We start from the raw sequence: 20,969 nt of genomic DNA on the forward strand, positions 1-20,969 counted from the left end.
TCAGCGGGCGCGGCGACGACGCACCTGCAGCAGCACCAGACCGGAGAGCAGCGTGAGGAACACGAGTGCGATGGCCGGCGCGGTGTCCGAGCCCGTCGGCGCGAGACCGGATCCCGCGGCCGTCGCGCCACCCGCTCCCCCGCCGGATGGCGTCGGCGGTGCGGGCGGTGTCGGCGGTACCGGCGGCTTCGGCGGAACAGGCGGCTTCGGCGGGTTCGGGATGATCTGCGCAGGCTGCATGTTGATGTAGACGTTCGCGATGGCCGCGTGCTCGAACGCCGGGTCGTCGCTTTCGCTGGCGTGGCTCACCGTCTCGACGACCTCGTTCGGGTCGATCACGGTGCCGGGCTCGTACCGCAGATAGATGGTGTGCGCCGTCGTGTCGCCTGCCGGGATGACGAGCATGACCATCGTCGAGTAGGTGATGCCGTCGAGCGAGACGAGCGCGTAGGGGGCGCCAGGACCGTACGCGACAGAGATGGTGATGTAGACATCCGCGATCGGGGCGGTCGCCAGCCGGATCGTGTACGTCGCCTGGGTCTGTCCGGTCTCGCGGATGACGGTGCGACCACCCGTCTCGGTGACGATGATGTGCCCGCCGCCGGCCAACGGGTCGACGACCGGGATCACCGGGAACACCGGCGGGTCCTCGTTGGGAAGCAGGGTCGGCAGCAGCGTGATCGGCGAGGCGTGCTCGCGCGATGGCGCCGAACGGAAGTTGCGGATCTGCAGGTTCAGCCCGTCGCCCTTGGCCCCGTTGATGTTCGAGGAGACGTGCCCGAGGCCGCCGATGATGTCGAGTCGCACGGTGCTGACGCCCGAGCCGCCGTCGGCGGTGACAAGACCGTTCGTCAGGAACGTCGAGCCGGACTGCAGGGTGCGCAGAACGAACGAATCGTTGCCGCCGCCCGCCTCGAGCCGCAGCTCGGCGAGGTTGTGGTTGACGATGAACGTGTCGTTTCCGAGCCCGCCGTAGATGGTGGTCGGGAAGCTGACGCCGTCGCTGACGTAACCGAACCCGGTCTTGATCGTCGGGAACGAGTCCTCAGGGTGCACGTCTGGAGCGACGCGCGGCACCGTGTAGACCTGGCCGATGATGAACGTGTCGTTGCCGGCACCGCCATTCAGCGTGGTGATTGTGCTGTCGTCATCCACCGCGAACAGGTCGTTGCCGCCGAGCCCGTTCACGGTCAGGCGCGCGTTGATGTGGTCGTCGTAGTCGATGCGCTCGGCCGCCAGCGTGGAGTGCAGCAGCGCGACGAACGCCGGCTGCTGCGCCTGCGGCTCGTCGGGGATGATGGACGACCCGCGAAGCAGGAACACGTCCGGCCCGTCCGACCCGTTGATGGTGAGCGTGTTGAGCCCGCCGCGCGCTCCTGTGTTGAGCACCTCGATGCGGTAGTCGTGGTTCAGCGAATCCACGCTGCCCCAGGTCGTGACGACGTAGGTGTTGTTGCCGAGCTCGCCGTCGAGGTGGAGTGTGTCGCGGACCTGCTGCCCGTCATACGGGTCGCCCGACGTGTCGAGGTGGGTGGTCGTCATCGTCTGCAGGTGGTCGACGACGAAGGTGTCGTTCCCGTCGGGAACCCCGGCGACCGCTGAGGGCCCGCCGTAGACATCCGTCTGCCCGCCGAGGTAAGTGTGGTCGAAGACGAACGTCTCGTTGCCTGCGCCGCCGAAGATCTGGGTCGGCTCGCCGCTGAGCGTTCCGCCGAAGTAGAGGGTCGATCCGACCGGGGCTGACGGATCCTGCCCGTACTCGGCGTAGATGGTCACGGTGGAACCCTGGATGATCGCGCCGGCCGGCTCGAACAGGTCGTCGCCGACCTGCAGAAGGATGTCGGTGCCAGGAGCCTGCGCGAGGGCGCTTCCCGCCACGATGCGACCCTGCGTGACGACATCCGCTCCGTCGAGGGTCTGACCGTCGTTCACGATCGTGAGGTCGGACGTTCCGCTGCCGTCGTACGGAACGGCCAGTCGCACGCTGCCGAACATCGACTCTGCGCGGAGCACCGTGAGCGGGCCTGCGACCTCGGTGATGTCGATCTCGGCCGGCGGGTCGGCGCCGACCGGGAGCGACGGGGTGCGGTCGGTGAGGGCGTACAGCCGACCGTCGGCAGCGGTGTCGATCCTGAAGGTGGCCCCCGTCGCGCCGATCGAGCCGTTGTGCGCGATGAGGTCGATGTTCGCACCGGAGACCTGCACGGCGTCGGTCGGGTCGTTGTCGAGGATCGAGCCGTCGTTGTTCGTCAGCGCCACGTCGCCGGTGAAGGAGTCGACGAGCGCCACGTAGAGGTCACCGGTGGTCTGGGTGAGGTAGATGCCGTTGTTCGCGAGGGCGAGCACGCTGCCGCGGGCGGCGTTGGAGGAGTGGATCTCGAGGTAGTTCGCGTTCGGGGTCACGTAGCCGATCCCGCCGAACAGCGCGATCATCGTGATCGTGTTTCCTGTCACGCGGGCGCTGCCGTCGTGGATGGCGTCGACATCGAAGATGGAGGCGCCGGCGGAGTCGGCGGCGACGAGGGTGACATCCGAGTTCGTCGACGTGATGGTTCCGATGCGCAGGTCGCTCACCGTCTCGGTGTCGACGATCGAGCCGTTCGTGTAGAGGTCGATCTCGCCGACGCCGTCCTGCGTCGAGAACGGAACGGGGAACTCGGCCCCGGTGAGCGTCGCGTCGACGTTGGTCGTGACCTGAAGGTTCAGGTTCGCCATGGCGGCCGCGTGGATGACCCGGATGTCGTTGCCGGCGCTGAGGTCCGGGAACACGTAGGTGCTGTCATACGGCTGGTTCGACGTTCCGAAGGCCGTGAGCACGAGCGAAAGGTCGTACGACGGCGTCTGGTCGGGGTGGAAGTAGACCTTGTACTGTCCGGTCGGCGGGAAGGTGGTGCCGATGTGGTCGGTGTTGTAGACGTTCACCTGCAGGTAGTCGGACGAGATGGCTGGCACGTCGTTGCCTTGCAGGCTGTCGCCGAGCACGAGGTCGATGTTGTGGCCGGCGTGGATCGGTCCGAGCGTCGGAGTGAACGGCACTGCGGCACCGCGCAGGATCGACGTGATGTCGAGCACGACGTCGACAAGAGCGTCGGCAACAAGACCGACGAGCCTGGTCGGGTCGACGTTGTCGACGAGGTAGTCGCTCTGAACCAGCTGCACGGGGATGGGCACCCGCACCGTCGTGCCGCCGACCGTCGCGTAGGTGCCGATGGTTCCGGCATCCGCGTAGATCGCCAGTGTGTTGGTGGTGATCATCGGCGAGTCGGGGCCGGCGAGGATGTCGCCGTGCTGGTTGTCGACGTGTGTCGAGCCGATCGGGTTGTAGATCCAGCCGTCGATCACCAGCTGCGGTGTTCCGCCGCCGTCGAGGAAGTTCTCGATGTCGACAGCTGTGGGCGTGAAGATCGGGGTGCCGACGCTGAAGCGGAACGCCGAGCTGTCCACCACCTCGATCTGCATGGTCGCCGCCGTGCCGTTCAGGTTCACGACGCCGACACCGTGCACGACCATGCTGCGGTTGGAGTGGTTGTAGAGCCTGACGAAGTCGAAGGTGTTCTGAACGGTGAACGTGCCTGCCGTGCCGGTGAGCGTGCTGGCCGGTGCCGTTGCGTTGTTCGGCTGCGTCGTCGGCGTGTTGGCGTGGAAGATCACGGTCGCACCGCCGGTGTTCGCGATGTTCTGCACCTCGATGATGCGTCCGATCGGAATGGTCGAGCCGAGGGCATAGGTGTTCCCCAGATCGTCTTTCACGACCACGCCGTCGAGCTTCGTGATGGTGCCGCTCGCATCGATCTCGAGCTGTGGGTCTGGCGCATGCAGGTATACGGTCGCGTTCCACACGATGGTGCGCTGCGCGTTGTTGGTGTCGCTGCCGCCACGTCCTCCGCCGTCGAACACGGCTCCGTCGCGGTCGCGCTGCCAGGTCCAGCCGAGCTCGTTCTGCAGTGCCTCGACGTCGAGGAAGCCAGTGCGGATGACGGCCCCCGCCTGCGCAGTGACGTTCGACGTGCTCTGGTAGTTGTTCGTGGCGTCGGAGTCGGTGTCGCCGCCGAAGCAGCCGCAGTTCGCGTTGGAGTGGGCGATCAGCAGAATGTTGTCGTGGGCGCCGGTGAGCGTGACCGACTCGTAGCCGACGATCTTGGTGTTGGTCTCGATCAGCAGCGTCGAGTTCGAGGTGACGTAGACGTTCGCGGATGCCCGTGATCCTGCGCCGAGCGCCGTCGCGTGTGTGTATCCCTGGTTGTTCAGGGTCATGCCGCTGACGTCGGAGGTGAGGTTGACGGTGTCCGCAGTGATCGCTGCGCCCGGCTGGATGTCGACGGTGGTGTTGTCGGTGACGTTGATGTCGCAGCCGGGTCCGCCGCACCGCCCGGCGTTGGCATCGGCTCCGAGGCCTCCGGCCTCCGCGTGCGTGCTCACGTTGGAGTACGCCTGGCTCTGCGCGCCGAGGTTCGCCGCCCTGCCGGCCGTGAGGTGTCCTGCGATGTTCGTCGTCGCGGTGATCGTGAGGGTTGCGCCCGCGTCGGACTCGACGCCGGAACCGAGCCCCTCGGCGCTGGACTGGCTGGAGGCGTCCGCCTGCCCGACCGTGACGGGGGCGATCGTGATGTCGTCTCCCGCGGTGAGCGTCGAGCCGGTGCCGACGGTGACGATGGTCGACGTCGTCACGGTCGAGGTGCCCTCTGCGCTGCCGATCGCGACGAGGCCGCCTCCGCTGTTGGACGCGTTGGCATCGACTCCGGCGTTGGAGTTCGTGGTCACCGTGATGCTGCCGCCGGCGGTGAGAGTCGCTCCGCTGCCGATCGTGACGGTGACCGCTGCGGTCTCGCTCGCCGTCGGGGTGGCGTTGGAGGACGAGATGAAGCCGCCACCAGAGCCGTCCACCGTCGCGGTGGACTTCTGTCCGCCGCCGGGCGTCGTGCCTCCGATGCCGAGGGCCGTCAGGGACTGAGTTCCGCTGCCTGTGGACGTGAGGTCGATGACGAGCTCCTGGCCGTCGCTGCCACCGGTGCCGAGCTGCACCGGTGCAGGGACGAAGTTGCCGAGACCCGTGATCCCTGTGCCGTCGAGCGGGATGGCCGCTCCGCCCGGCGTCGTGGAGACCTGGAAGCTCGTCGATGAGGAGTTCACGACGTAGTAGGTGGCACCGTCGTCGAGTCCCTGGATCGGCTGCTGACCGGGGATCCAGAGGCTGTGCGTCACGGCCTCGCCGGCAGCCGACTTGTCGGGGGTCAGCGTGATCGGGGTGACCGGAATGGGGTTGTTGTCGCCGTCCGTGCATCCGCCGGTGGCCTCGCAGAGCGTTGCGGCGAGCTGGATGTCGTTGGCGTTCAGCACGATGACGTAGTAGGTGTGGCCGTTCACGAGACCGCCGATCGGGTCGGACGCTCCCTCGTAGACGACGGCCTGGCCCGTGGTGAGCCCGTGGCCCTGCACGACGATGACGTTGTTGTCCTGGTTGACGAGCTGCGGCGGGTTCCCCGTGATGACCGGCTGGCCGTTGCTGTCGGTCTCGATGTTCACGCCCTGGCTGGAGAAGCTGACGAGCGGGTCTCCCGCGTGGTAGACCACGGCGTTGCCGTCTTTGTAGGTGTTGCCGACGGTGAAGGTGTTGCCGCCTGTGACGTTCGACCCGGTGACGGTGACGGGCGTCTGCGACACGGTCGGGTCGAAGAGCTGGATGTGCGAGGCATCCACGACGTGCACCCGGTACTGGTGCCCGGCGATGAGACCCGGGATGGCCGTGCCGCCGCTCGGGACGACGTAGACGACGATGTCGCCTTCGTGCAGGTTGTGGTTGAGCGGCACGAAGCTTCCGCCGATGGTCGTGCCGAAGGCGATCGTGTCGGTCGCCGTGTCGATCTCGGAGCCGTTGAACAGCGAGCCGAGCTGCACCGAGTTGTCGCCGATGACGATCACGTTGTAGTTCAGGCCGCTGGTGAGCCCGCCGACCGGGGTGCCGCCCCTGGCGTCGTAGGTGACCGTGCTGCCTGTGGTGAAGCTGTGCTGCGCCGTGAGCGTGATGACGTTCGTTGTCGTGTTCACGCCGGTCGCCCCGTCGAACTCGCTCGAGTTGGGCGACGGCGGCGCCTGCGTGTTCTGCTGCGCGGTGGCCGTGATGGTTCCGCCTGCGTAGATCTGCGCGCCCTGGCCGATGAGCAGGTTGACCGTCGGGTTGGTGGTCACCGAGGCCGAGTTGTGTGCAAGGTCGAGGGCGATGCCGACGTGCTCGCTCTCCGAGGACGAGATGGAGACGGGGTTGGACGAGACGCCGACCTTGATGTCGTGCACGGTGGCGATCGGTGCGCCCGATGCGCCGAAGTCGGTCTCGACTGTGGTGATCGTCGTGGCGACCGCGCCGGCGTTCGCGACGGAGAGACCGCCGACGCTGGTGTCGCTGATCAGCGCCGTCGCGCTGTCGCCGCCGGTCGCGAGGATCTGGATCGAGAGAGCACCGGGCGTCTTGGCGGTTGCGCCGTGCGCGCCGCCGAGCATGCGGGCGAAGGTGTGACCGTTGTCGGTCGCCGCAGGGTTGGCGCTCGAGATGGAGCCGAGACCGCCGTTCGTCGACCCGCCGCGGGCGATGGCCGAGTTCGTGGCGGTGGAGACCACCGACACCGCGCCGTTCGGTGCGTTCAGCAGGGCGGATGCCCCGATGTTCGCCTGCGTGACGACACCGCTCGTGATGATCGCGGACGGCGAGGAATCGGATGCCCCCGCGAGGCCGAACGCCCGAGCACCCGAAGTGGACGAGGCTGCGGAGGTCGACGTCGCTGAGACCGCAAGGCCTGTGCCGCCGGTGAGGTGGCCGTCGAACTCGGCGCTGGTGCCGGAGGCGACGCGGGCGATCGGAATGCTCTCGTTGCCGGCGATGAGGCCGCCGTCGAGCGTGTCGGTGTTGGAGGTCGCCGTGTTGCCGCTCGTCGACGACACGGTGACGGCGCCCGAGGTGACGAGCGAGCCCGAGCCGTAGGTGGCGCTGACGCTCGCCGATGCGAGCACCTCGGCATCGACCGCCGCACCGGTGACGCTGGCCAGGCCGATTCCGAGCGACTCCGTGATCGCGGTGGCGGTGTTGGCGCCGGATGCCGTGATGCCGGCACCCGTCGAGCCGAGGACGCTGCCGCTGAACGTCGCGGAGACCGGCGCAGCCACGATGCCCTTGGCGAAGAACACGCCGCCGTGGATGAGTCCGCCGCCGGTCGAGGTGATCTCGGCGTCTGCCGAGTCTCCGCCGGTGGCGAGGGATGCTCCTACCGCGACGAGCCCGGAGGCCGTGAGCGACGTCGCGGAGCTGACCGACGCGGTGACACCGGCCGTCGACTGCACCTCGGCGTCGGCGAGCGCACCGCTCACGCCGATCACGCTGAAGTTGTCGGCGCTCACCGTCGCCTTCGCGGCGTTCTGGCCGGAGGCCGTCACGCTGAAAGCACCTGAGGTGGTCGTTCGGCCGTCGAACTCCGCGTTCGTGCGGGCCGCGATGATCGCGGTCGGGGCGAGGCCGCCGAGTGAGACCACACCGACCGAGAGCTGCGACGGGGTCGCTGTCGCGTGGTTCACGGAGGTCGCGGAGACGGTCAGCGCGCCGGAGCCGGCGTTCACCGTGGTGGCGGTCGCGTCGACGACGGCGGTGATGGCTGCGGACTGAGTGATCTCGGCATCCGCTCCGCCGATCGCCCCGCTCAGGATGCCGATGCCGAGCAGGTGCGAGTTCGCCGTCGCAGTATTCGTCGCGTTCGCGCTCACCGTCAGGCCGTTGGCGCTGAGCACCGGGTCGCCGAGTTCGGCGCCGGTCGGCGCCTCGACGTGTGCGAACGGCAGCGACGCGCTGAAGGTGTAGACGCCGATGCTGCCGACCTCGGTGTCGACGCTCGACGAGTTGGTCGCGCCTGCGGAGACCGTCACCTTTCCGGTGGAGGCGATCGTTCCACCGAGCACCGTCGCTGTGGTGGCGGCCGTCGAGGCGACCTGGGCGACGACGCCGGCGAGCGTGACGCCGGCGAAGGTCATCGAGCCGACGACCGTGCTGGCATCTGCGGTGTTGGTCGCATTCGAGGTGACGGAGACTCCGCCAGAGCCGAGCACCGTGGTGCGCAGCTCGGCGGTGGTCGGGGCGAGCAGCTCGGCCGCTGCCGTGTAGGCCCCTGCGTTGAGGAAGCCGCCTGCTCCGCCGAGCACCTTGGCGTACGCGTAGTTGCCGTGACCGCTGCCGTCGACCGTGACGTTCGCCGCGACCGAGACGAGGCCGGTGCTGCGCACGCTCGGCGACGCAGAGCCGATGCTCGCCAGGATCTTCGCGGTCAGCGCGACGATCGCGACCGGGAACGTGCCCTGCCCGCCGGCCAGCAGCGTGATGCTCAGCACGTCGGCCTCTGCGCTCACCTGGTTCTGCCCGGTCGCCGAGACCGCGATCGAACCGGATGACGTCACGACGCCGTCGAGGTGCGCTTCGGTGGTGCCCGTCACACTGGCGATCGGCAGCAGGAGCGTGATGCCGACGCCGCTCACCGTGCCGCCGAGCGCCAGAACCGTCGCGTGGTTCGCCGAGGTGGCGCTCACCGCGACCTGGCCGCCGGCCGAGACGGAGGAGCCGGAGTCGATGCGGGCGAACGTTGTGCGGTCGTCACGAGCGGTGACGACCATGATGCCGGCCGCGATCACGCCGGTGGCCACGCCGAGGGTGACACCGGAGGCCGTATTCGAGGCAGAGGCGGCGACGGACAGGCCACCGCTCAGCGTCGCGTGGCCGTAGAAGTCGGCGGAGGTGGTGCCGGAGATGTGCGCGACGGCGCCGGCGCCGGTGATGCCGACCCCGATGCCGCCCTGCACCGAGTACGCCTCGGTGGGGACGGTGATGGATGACTGTGCCAGCTCCTTGACGCCGCCCGCCGGGGCCGCGCCGCCGATGGTCACGACACCGATGGTCGCCGTCGTGTCGCCGTCGACCTCGGCGTCCGCGACCGCCGCGCCGACAGCAGCTGCACCGACAGCGATGCCGATGGCGAGCGGGTTGACCGTGCGGGTGGCGTGTGCTTCGACATCCACGGTTCCGCCTGCGGTAGGGATGACCGCCCCGGTGTCGATGTGCGCGTTCTGAACGGCGTGGCTGGTGATGACGACCACCTGCGCGCCGACGCTGATCAGGCCGCCCTGACCGGCGAACGCGACGCCCTCGCTGTTCTCGGTGGTGTCGGCGCGCACGCTCACGTCGCCGCCCGCGGTGATGGACGCTCCGGTGGAGACGCCGGCGTCGGCGTTGCTCGTCAGGTTCGCGATGACGACCGAGCCGCCGACCGCCGCGATGCCACCGGCAACCGTGCCAGCGACGCCGAAGTAGGAGTTCTGCTCGTCTGCCCGCATGCGCAGCGCACCGCCGATGACGATCACGGCGCCGATGCCGATCTGGCTCGCCGTGCCGCCAGGCAGCTGCGGGTTGCTGAACTCGTTGTTCACGAGATCGCTGCTGGGTGCCGCGTCATGCACCGAGCCGGATGCCCCGGTCAGCGTCGGCGCGATGCGCTGGTTCGTCTTGTCGGTCGAGCCGCTGATCGCCCCGTCGAGGATGCTCTGGTAGCCGCCAGCTCCCGAGCCGTTGGCCGTAGCGCCCGACTGGCTCTGCGCGGTGGCGCCGCTGGACGGAGCGAGGGCGTCGGCCGCGCCCTCCCACTGGGTGTGCGACGTGTCGTTGACCGGGTTCAGCGTCGGGTGGTCGACCAGGGCGCCGTACCGGTTTCCGTCGGATGCCGTGACGACGTCCCCCTTGTTGTAGGTCGCGGCGGACGACCACGTGCCGCGGTCGGTGCCGTTCGCGCCCGAGTTGTACGACGTCGTCGGGTCGGTGCCGACGGTCCAGACCGAGACGGATGCCGCGATGCCGACGGCTCCGACACCGACGCTCAGCGCGTAGCTGGAGATCGACTTCGCGGCGAGCGCGTTCAGCATCAGGTCGCGCGCCGCGTACACGGTCGCGTATCCGCCGATGTACGCCTGGGTCGTCGTGTCTGCGATGCCGATGTCGATGCCGCCCGCGACTCCGACGAAACCGCCGGCAGCGCCGCCGCCGATGGTGAGCGCCTTCGTGGCGTCTGCCGCCGAGACGTTCACCGACTGCATGGACCCCGCCCCCGCCCCGGTGTTCACCTTGGTGCGGTTCAGGATGTCGCTGTCGATGAATGCCGCCGTCGTGGCGTGCAGCAGCGTGACGTCGATGCCGCCCGCGACTCCGACGGCGCCCGCGCCGACGGCGACGGCCAGGCCGAAGATATTCTCGCTCGATCCCGCCTGCACGGCCAGGCCGTTGAACGGCGCTGTGCCGAACCCGACGCCGTGGAAGGTGCCGTCGTACACGCCGCTCAGCTGGGTGGTCGGCTGCGTCGCCTTGGCGTCGACGATGCTGCCGGCTCCGATGAACGCCCTGGTGTCCTTGGTGATCGAGGTGACCGTCACGCCGATGCCGACGCCGACGAAGCCGCCGGCGACGCCACCGCCGACCGCGATCACCGTCGTGTCGTCGTGCGCGGCGATCAGCACGTTGTTGCCGGCGGCGATGGTGGCGGCGAGTCCGGTGTCCGCGTAGGTGTGCGTGGTCAGCACGACGACGGACGCAGCACCGGAGACCCCGACGAAGCCGACCGAACCTGTCGCGGAGACCGAGGTCACGGCATCCGTGCCCGTCGCGACGACGCCGACGTCACGCGCCGCACCGACGTACGAGCTCTGGTCGAGGTAGGCGTCGGTGGTGAGCTTCACGACGCCGACCGCGGCGCTGGCGCCGACTCCGACCGTTCCACCTGCGATGACCGCGGAGACCATCAGCAGGTTGAACGCGTTGCCGGCATCCACGAGCACTGACTGAGCCGTGTTCGCCCCGGTGTTGGTGGCGTTCACCTGGGCGAGCTTGCCGACGAACGCGGTCGTCGTCGCCGTGACGACATTGACGCTGCCGCCCACCCCGACGCCCGCGATGCCCGCGAACCCTGCCGTCACGCCTGCGGCGGAGATGTCGTCGCTGTTGTTCGCGGTGATCGCCACACCGTGGAATCCGGTCTGGGTGTTGCCGGTGACCGTGTGCATGCCGAGGGTCGCCGACGGGTCGGGCGACGGCTGATCGCCCTGCTTCACGATGCTGTGCGCCCTGCCGGTGGCCACAGACGGGTCGAGGTTGATGGCCTGCTGCACGGAGCCGGAGCATCCGGTCGCGCTCGGGTCGGCGTGGCACAGGGAGTCGGCCAGCTGGATCTGGTGCGATCCGGGAGCGCCCGGGATGACGTAGTACTCGCCGCCGTCGACGAGCCCGCCGATTGGGGTGCCGCCGCCCGAGCTGTAGATGATCGGGTCGCCGAGCGAGAGGTCGAGATCGTACGGCAGGGTGATGACGGTGCCTGAGACATCCGACGGCTGGAAGTAGGGTGCCGTGCTCGTCGGCGGCGTGGCCTTGTCAGTCGGGTTGAGTCGCTGCGACTCGCCACCGCGGCTCGGGGCCGTCAGGTGGATCGGAGCGCCGCCCGGGGTCAGCGAGAGCTGGATGTCGGTGGGCGACACGACCTGCACGTAGTACACCTGGCCCTGCGTCAGGCCGCCGATCGGGTCCCCGCCGCCGGTGTCGTACATCACCTGCTCGCCGTCGGTGAAGCCGTTCGAGAACGGGAGGTGCAGCGTGATGCCGTCCGCTTGGATGGCCGTCGACGGCGTGAACCTCGTGTCGACGCCCGTTGTGGTGAAGCCGCCGGTCGCGACCGTGAGCCCGGTGCCGTTGCCGAGCGCGTTCAGCACCGAGTAGTCGCCGAGGTAGGCGGTCGTGGTCTTGGTGATCACGGGAACGGCGGCGGCGACACCGGCACCGACCGATCCGCCGACGGCGATAGCGCCCGCCACGACGGTCATCGTCAGCTGCTCCGTCGCGGCCACCCGCGCGTTGCCGCCCGCGTTCACGACCGAGCGGGAGCTCGCGCACGCCGCGGGGGTTGCCGGCTTCGCCGAGCAGATGCCGCCGATCCATGCCTGGGTCACGATGGTGAAGACCGGCACCGCGGCGTTCACGGCGACGGCGACGGCGCCACCGCCGGAACCGCCGGACGAGATCGACGTCACGTTCTCGCTCGAGACCGCATCGATCGTTGCGTTGCCACGCACCGCGACGGTGACTCCGGGGGCGATCCACGCCTGGGTGCTCTTGTTCAGCACCTCCACGTCGGCACCCGCGCCGACTCCGGCCGCGCCGCCGATCGCGAGCTGGCCCGCGACTCCCTTGAGGGTGGTGGTGTCTGAGGCGCTGAGTGCGATGCCCTCCGTGGCCGCGGCTCCTGTGTTGTCGCCGTTGACGGTCACGCCCGCATCGATGTGGGCGTGGGTCGTGTCGTTCTGCACGCCGACCGTGGCCGAGCCCGCGACTCCGGCGCTGCCGCCGCCGGCACCGCCCACGGCGAGAAGCGTGACATCCTCCGACTGCGTCGCACCGATAGACAGGCCGCTCGTACCGTGGGCCTGGAGGGTGTCGGAAGCCGCGATGTAGGCATCCACGATGCCGGTGCGCACGAGCACCGCAGACGAGACGCCCACGCCCGCGCTGCCGCCGATGCTGAGGTTGCCGGCGTAGAGCGACAGGGTCGGAACCGTGTCCGAGGCCTGCAGGCTCACGTCGCCGCCCGCGAGCACGGTGCTCGGCGATTGGGCTCCGCCGTCGATGTACGCCCTGGTCCCAGGGGCGTCGTCGCCCTGGTTCACCACGACCACGATGATCGAGCCGGCGACGGCCGCGCTCGTGGATGCCGCGGCATCGACGGCCAGCACGGTGAACGACTCTGATGCCGACGCGGCGATCGAGACCGAGCCGCCGACCCGTGCCGCGACGCCGGCGCCGATCGATGCCCGCACATCCTTGTTGAACACGTCGACGACCAGGCCGAGTCCGACGCCGACCTCGCCGGCCGTGAGCGCGATCGCACCGGCCAGCTGCACGAACGTCGTCGTGTCCTGCGCCGAGATCGTGATCGACTGCGCCGAGTTCACCGGCACGTTCTGGTTGATCGAGGCGTGGTCGGCGATGTAGGCGCGGGTCGCGAGGTTGATCACGTCGATGATCACGGACCCGCCGATAGCGACGCCGCTGGTGCCCGCGCCGCCCGCGATCGCGACCGAGGTGACGTTCGGCACCGTGATCTTCGGCAGGTTCGGCGCGAGTGCCGCGATGCCCGCCGTCGACGTGACGACGATGGCACCGCCAGCGTCGATCACCGTGCGCTGAGTGGCGCTGGAGTCGATGTACGCGAGCGTGGGAACGGTGAGGATGTTCACCACCACCGCTGCGCCGACGCCCGAGCCGTCGAGCGAGATGCCGCCGGCCGCCGCGATGTTCTGCAGCCCCATCGGGTTGCTCGCTTGCACGGCGACGCCCCCCGTCGAACGCACCGTCGAGCCTGCCCCGATCACGGCCGTCGTCTCGTAGTCGATGACCTGAACCCCGACAGAACCGGCGACACTCGCCTGGCCGTCGCCGCCCGATGCCGAGATGCCCCAGACCACGAAGTCGTTCTCGGCGTTCGCCGGGGTCAGTGCCTGCACAGCGACGCTGCCGCCGGTGATGTGGGCGCCGACGCCGATCGATCCCTTGTTCACGACGGTCGCGACGTTAAGCCCGATCGCTGCGCCGATGTTCGTGCTGCCCTGCTTGAGCGCGGTGCCCATCGCCTTCGAGGTGGCGTCTGTGCTGTTCGTCGACGACACGACGACCGCGCCCGATGCCGTGATGGTGAGCCCGTCGGCGACGCTGGCGGTCGTGGTGTCGACCACCCAGTTGACGGTGACGGCCGCGCCGACGCCGACGCCCTGGCCGGACTGACCCGACTGGCTGCTGGACTGGCTGTTCGCGCTGCTCACGCTGTCGCTGGATGAGGGCAGCGGTCCCGACTTGCCCGCGGTGCTCGGCGTGCCGTTCAGCTGTTGAGACGCCTGCGAGTCGGAGTTGCCGCCGGTGCCCTTCGCCGATCCTTGGGCGCTGGCCGTGGCATCCGCTTCGCCCGCCGTCGTCGTGGACGCGGAGATCAGAACGGACGTGCCCGTGATGTTGCGGAAGGTCGCTGCTGTCGTGGTCACGGTCAGGATGTTCAGCGCGATGATCGCCCCGACGGCCACGCCGTTCCCTGCAGCGTTCGCGTCGCCGGTCACCGAGGCAGAGCCGGTGTGGGTTGCGGTGAGCTGCACCGCTCCGGTCGCGGTCAGCGCGCCGCCCGTTCCGAGCCGCGCGATCGTGACCGGGCTGACGATGTTGATGCCGACCGCCGGGCTGACCGCGACGCTCGATCCGGCGGAGCCCGCCGTCACCGAGTTGGTCACGGGGTCGGAGCTCGTTGCGCTGAGCGTGACGTTGCGGCCTCCCGTGAGCACCGCTCCGTCCTCCACCTCGGCGCGCGTCACGTTGTCGGTAAGTACGTTGATGGCGACGGATGCCCCGACGCCCACCTTGCCGCCACCACCGATGCTCGCGTCGGCCTTCGCCTTCGCGGAGTCGGTGCGCAGGTTCTGCGCGACGAGGCTGACGTCGCCCGTTCCCGCGCCGACGACGGCGGTGCCCGGCACATACGCCTCGGTGTAGTCGGTGACGAGGTTCAGGGCGACCGCGCCAGCGACGCCGATGTTCTGCGACCCCGCTCCGGCATCCGCTTCGACGGTGAAGGTGTGCGTGGTGTCGCCGGCGACATTCGTCATCGTGGCGCTCTCGGAGAAGCCGTTCGCCGTGACCGTCGTGCGAGCGCCGAGGAAGGCCCGGTTCACGAGCGCCACGAGGTTCAGGGCGACGGCCGCACCGACGCCGACGTTGCTGGCCTGCACTGCTGTGCCGTCGGCCTTGACGATGCCGTCGGTGTTCTCCGAGGAGGCCAGGCTGACCGCTCCTCCGGCCTTGAGGGTGAGTCCGTCGGGAAGGGTGGCGGTCGCTGTGACGTCGGCGACGTTGATCGCGATGGCGGCGGCGACGGCGACCTTGCCGTCCGAGGTGGATGCCGAGGGGTTGGCGCTGCCGTTCGCACCGCCGCCGCCGTATGTGCTCGAGGTGTCGCTCGCGAAGGTGCGCTGCTGCTGGGCCTGACCGTCGACGCCGCCGGACGGCGCGTTGGGGTCGCTCGTACCCGGTGCACCGCTGGCCGAAGCCGAGGCGGACGCCCCGTCGGCCGATGAGCCGAACGCCTGGAAGGTGATGGACCCGCCTGCTGTGATGTTCCGGCCCGTCGTGCTGGTCACGGTGTGCGTCACGAGGTTGAGCCCGAACGCGACGCCGACCGAGGCTGTCGAGCCGCCGGCGGCGACCGCACCGGCCGAGCTGGTCGCGCCCGCGGTCTGCGAAGCGTCCGCCGCGAAGCTGCCCGTGATGACGAGGCCGCCGGTCGTGAGGGTGCCGATGGTCGCCGAGGTCGTCACGTCGGAGATCGTGATGGCGATGGCCGGGGTGACGGCGACCTTGGCGCTGCCCGTGCCCTGTGCGCCCATCTTCGCTTCGGTCGTCGCGAGGTCGGTGGCGGAGGACGTCAGGGTGAAGTCGTGTGCACCGGTGACGGTGATGCCGTCATCCAACTTCGCCGTGGTGGTGTCGGTCACGAGGTTCAGGGCGACGGATGCTCCGATGCCCACGTCGCTCGCGCTGACTCCGCCCGGCGTCGGCTCGGCCTTCACCGTGCTCGTCGCGTTGCTGCCCGCCGCGACCGTGACGTCGCCGCCGGTCAGGGTGACGACACCGGAGAGCTCCGCGAGCGTGTTCTGGTTGACGATCGCAAGGGCGAACGACCCGGCGACCGAGATCTTGCCCTGGCCGGCGCCGCTGGCGGACTGCGCACCGTACGTGCTCGTGACGTCCGCGCCGTTCGTGGTCTCGGTCGCCGACACCGTGAGGCCGTGGGCGTGAACCGTGTCGCCGGTGGGCAGCACCGCCTGGTTGGTGACGTTCGCGAGCGTGATGGCGACCGCGGCGCCGACCGTCGCGGTGGCGCCATGCGATGCAGAGCCGTCGGCGCTCGTCGCGGCATCCGTGTTCTGGCTCGACGCCAGAGTGACGACGCCACCGGCCGTGAGGTCGAGTCCGTCGTGCTCGATCGTCGCCGTCGTGTTCACGGTGGCGAGGTCGATCGCGATGGCCGCTGCGACGTTCACCTTGCCGTCGCTGGTGGAGGCGCTCGGAGTGCCCATCGCACCGGAGCCCTTGACGCCGTTGTTCGCAGCCGAGGTGTCGGCGAAGTCGCGCTGACCCTGCACCTGGCTGTCGACGCCGTCGCCCGCGCCGCCGCTCGAACCGCTCGACTCTGGCGCGCCCGATGCGGACGCCTGCGCGGTCGCCGACGAACCGGAGACGCTCGACGACCTCAGCGTGACATCCCCGCCCGCCTTGATGCTGCGGTCGGTGGTGGCGCTCACGGTGTCGTTCGCGATGGTCAGCGCGATCCCGACGCCGATCGCGGCGCTGGATCCACCCGCGACAACCGCACCCGCCGTGGTGGAGGCGCCCGCGACCTGGGTGGCCTGAGCGGTGAACGATCCGGTGAGGGTGATCGGCGTGGCCAGCGACCCGATGCGCGCCGTCGTCGTCACGTTGGAGAGCGTGATCGCCACAGCGGGGGCCACGTCGACCTTGCCGCCGCTCGCGCCCATCTTCGCCTCGGCAGATGCGACGTCGCCAGCGGAGGCGGTCAGGCTCACGTTGCCAGCGCCGGTGAGCGCGATGCCGTCGTCGAGGGTCGCCGTGGTGTCATCCTCGATCAGAGCGAGCGCGACGGATGCTCCGACGCCCACGTTCGTAGCGGTGACTCCGCCCGGCGTCGGCTCCGCCTTCACCGTCGTCGCTGCGTTGCTGCCCGCGGTGATCGCGGCGTCGCCGCCGGTCAGGGTCACGACGCCCGCGAGCTCGGCCAGAGTCTTCTGGTTGACGACCGCTAGGGCGAAGGAGCCGGCCACCGAGACCTTGCCCCCGCCGGCACCGCTCGTGGACTGGGCGCCGTAGGTGCTCGTGACGTCGGCGCCGTCGACGGTCTCGGTCGCGCTCACGGTGAGGGCGTGGGCGTGCACCGTGTCGTTCTTCGGCAGGATGGCGTTGTTGGTGACGTCGGCCAGCGTGATCGCGACCCCTGCTCCGATGTTCGCCGTTCCGCCGCTGGTCGCCGAGCCGTCCGCCGCGCTGGCTGCATCGGTGTTCTGGCTCGACGCCAGGGTGACCGTGCCGCCCGCCTTGAGGTCGAGGCCGGTGCCAACGATGGTCGCGGTCGCGATCACGGTGGCGAGGTCGATGCCGATCGCCGCCGCGACGTTCACGCCGCCGCTCGAGGTGGTCGCCTTCGGGGTGCTGGCGCTGCCCGAGCCCTTGACGCCGTTGTTGGTCGCCGAGGTGTCGGCGAAGTCGCGCTGACCCTGCACCTGGCTGTCCACGCCGTTGCCTGCGCCACCGCCCGTGCCCGCTCCACCGGAGCCGTCAGCGCTGTTCTCGGGTGCACCGGCGGCAGACGCCGAGGCGGACGCCGACGATGCCGACACGCTGGAGGCGCCGAGCGTGAGGTTGCCGCCTGCGGCGATGCTGCGCGCCGTCGTGCCGTTCACCGTGTCGTTCGCGATGGTCAGTGCGAGGCCGACGCCGACCGCCGCGCTCGACGCACCGCTGACGACCGCGCCGGCGGTCGTGGATGCCGAGGTCTTCTGCGTCGCCGTGCCGGTGAAGTTGCCGGTCAGCGTGAGGACAGTCGTTCCGAGGGTGCCGACGAGGGCCTGGGTGGTGACGTTGGAGAGCGTGATCGCGACGGCAGGGGCGAGGGCGACCTTGCCTCCGGCCGCGCCCATCTTCGCTTCGGTGGTGGCGTCATCCTGTGCCGTGGCGATCAGTGTGATGTTCGCTGCACCGGTGAGAGCGATTCCGTTGTCGAGCGTCGCCGTGGTGGCATCCTGAATCAGCGCGAGAGCGACGGATGCACCGACGCCCACATTCGTCGAGGTCACGCCTCCCGGCGTCGGCTCCGCCTTCACGGTCGTCGCTGCTGCACTGCCGGCCGTCACGTTCGCGTCGCCGCCGTTGAGAGTGACGTTGCCCGCAAGCTCGGCCATGGTGTCCTGGTTGACGACCGCGAGAGCGAAGGATCCGGCGACGGAGACCTTGCCGCCACCGGCACCGCTGGTGGACTGGGCGCCATACGTGCTCGTCGTGTCTGCACCGTTCGGCGTCTCCGTGGCACTCACGGTCAGCGCATGCGCGTGCACCGTGTCTCCGGTCGGGAGGATCGCGTGGTTCGTGACATCCGCCAGAGTGATCGCGACGCCCGCTCCGATGTTCGCGGTGCCACCGCTGGTCGCCGAGCCGTCCGCCGCACTGGCCGCGTCGGTGTTCTGGCTCGACGCCAGCGTCACCGTTCCGCCCGCGGTCAGCGAAAGGCCGGTTCCGACGATGGTTGCCGATGCGATCACTGTGGCGAGATCGATGCCGATCGCCGCAGCGACGTTGACACCGCCGTCGGAGGTGGTGGCCTTCGGGGTGCTGGCACTGCCCGAGCCCTTCACGCCGTTGTTGGTGGCGGAGGTGTCGGTGAAGTCGCGCTGACCCTTGACCTGGCTGTCGACGCCGTCGCCGGCGCCACCGCCGGACCCCGCTCCGCCCGAACCGTCAGCGCTGTTCTCGGGTGCACCGGCGGCAGACGCCGAGGCCGAGGCCGACGAACCTGAGACACTCGACGCGCCCAGCGTGACGTTGCCGCCGGCGTTGATGCTGCGTGCCGTGGTGCCCGAGACCGTGTCGTTGGCGATCGTCAGCGCGAGGCCGACGCCGACGGCCGCGCTGGACGCTCCGCTGACCACGGCGCCGGCGGTGGTGTTCGCCGACGTCTTCTGCGTCGCCGTCGCCGTGAAGCTGCCGGTCAGCGTCAGCGTGCCGCCGAACGTACCGATCGACGCAGTGGTCGTGACGTTCGAGAGGTCGATCGCGACCGCGGGAGCGAGGTCCACCTTGCCGCCGGCGGCGCCCATCTTCGCCTCGACGGTCGCGTCGTCCTGCGCTGTCGCCGTGAGCGAGATGTTCGCCGCACCCGTGATCGCGATGCCGTCGAGCAGTGTGGCCGTTGTGTCATCCTGAATCAGCGCCAGGGCGACGGATGCACCGACGCCCACGCTCGTCGCGGTGACTCCGCCAGGCGTCGGCTCCGCCTTCACCGTGGTCGCTGCTGCGCTGCCGGCCGTGACATTCGCGTCGCCTCCGGTCAGGGTGACCGTGCCCGCGAGTTGTGCCAGCGTCTCCTGGTTGACGACCGCCAGTGCGAAGGAGCCGGCAACGGAGACCTTGCCGCCGCCTGCACCGCTTGTCGCCTGCGCGCCGTATGTACTCGTGACGTCCGCACCGTCGACGGTTTCGCTGGCGCTGACCGTCAGCGCTCGGGCGTGCACGGTGTCGCCGGCGGGGAGAACGGCGTGGTTGGTGACGTCCGCGAGGGTGATCGCGACGCCTGCGCCAATGTTCGCGGTGCCGCCGCTCGTCGCCGAGCCGTCGGCGGAGGACGCCGCGTCGGTGTTCTGGCTCGACGCCAGCGTCACCGTTCCGCCCGCAGTCAGCGAAAGGCCCGTGCCGACGATCGTCGCGGTGGCGACGACGGTGGCGAGATCGATCCCGATCGCCGCAGCGACGTTGACACCGCCGTCGGAGGTGGTGGCCTTCGGGGTGCTGGCACTGCCCGAGCCCTTCACGCCGTTGTTGGTGGCGGAGGTGTCGGTGAAGTCGCGCTGACCCTGCACCTGGCTGTCGACACCGTCGCCTGCACCCCCGCCAGTACCCGCTCCGCCTGAGCCGTCAGCGCTGTTCTCAGGAGCACCGGCGGCAGACGCCGAGGCCGACGCCGACGACACCGAGACGCTGGATGCGCCGAGGGTGATTCCGCCGCCGGCGTTGATGCTGCGCGCCGTCGTGCCGTTGACCGTGTCATTGGCGATCGTCAGTGCGAGGCCGACACCGACCGCGGCGCTCGACGCTCCCGTGACCACCGCGCCGGCGGTCGTGGACGCCGAGGTCTTCTGCGTGGCCGACCCGGTGAACGATCCGGTCAGGGTCAGCGTTCCGCCGAGCGTTCCGACCAGCGCCTGGGTCGTCACGTTCGCGAGGGTGATCGCCACCGCAGGGGCGAGAGCGACCTTGCCGCCCGCCGCACCCATCTTCGCCTCGACCACCGCGTCGTCCTGCGCCGTAGCGGTCAGCGAGATGTTCGCCGCGCCCGTGATCGCGATGCCGTTGTCGAGCTTGGCGGTGGTGTCATCCTGAATCAGCGCGAGAGCGACGGATGCCCCGACGCCCACGCTCGTCGCACTGACACCGCCCGGCGTCGGCTCCGCCTTCACCGTCGTGGACGCCGCGCTGCCCGCCGTGACGTTCGCGTCGCCTCCGGTGAGCGTCACCGTTCCGGCGAGCTCGGCCATCGTCTCCTGGTTCACGACCGCCAGAGCGAAGGAACCCGCAACGGACACCTTGCCGCCGCCGGCACCACTCGTGGACTGCGCACCGTAGGTCGAGGTGGTGTCGGCGCCGTTCGGCGTCTCCGTCGCGCTCACTGTCAGCGCGCGAGCGTGCACCGTGTCGGCGGCGGGAAGGATCGCGTCATTCGTGACATCCGCCAGCGTGATCGCGACGCCCGCCCCGATGTTCGCCGTGCCGCCGCTCGTCGCCGAACCGTCCGCGGAGGACGCCGCGTCGGTGTTCTGGCTCGACGCCAGGGTCACCGTGCCGCCCGCCTTCAGGTCGAGGCCGGTGCCAAGGATCGTGGCGCTCGCGATCACGGTGGCGAGGTCGATTCCGATCGCCGCTGCGACGTTGACCCCGCCGCTCGATGATGTCGCCTTCGGGGTGCTCGCGCTGCCCGTACCCTTGACGCCGTTGCTCGCCGCGGAGGTGTCTGCGAAGTCGCGCTGACCCTGCACCTGCGTGTCGACCCCGTCGCCGGCTCCGCCACCTGTGCCGGCTCCGCCGGAGCCGT

1 protein-coding gene (cut by a window edge) is annotated in these 20,969 nt (G+C 69.8%); it reads right to left on the bottom strand.

The features are described 5' to 3' along the window. A protein-coding gene (locus ACYVDN_RS09725; protein ID WP_460570819.1) for a hypothetical protein crosses the window boundary here: on the bottom strand, window positions 1-20,969 show its 3' portion. 10,750 nt of this gene lie beyond the right edge of the window; only the last 20,969 of its 31,719 coding nucleotides appear in the window; its start codon lies beyond the right edge, outside the window; its stop codon occupies window positions 1-3.

It is taken from the genome of Humibacter soli (assembly GCF_054779035.1).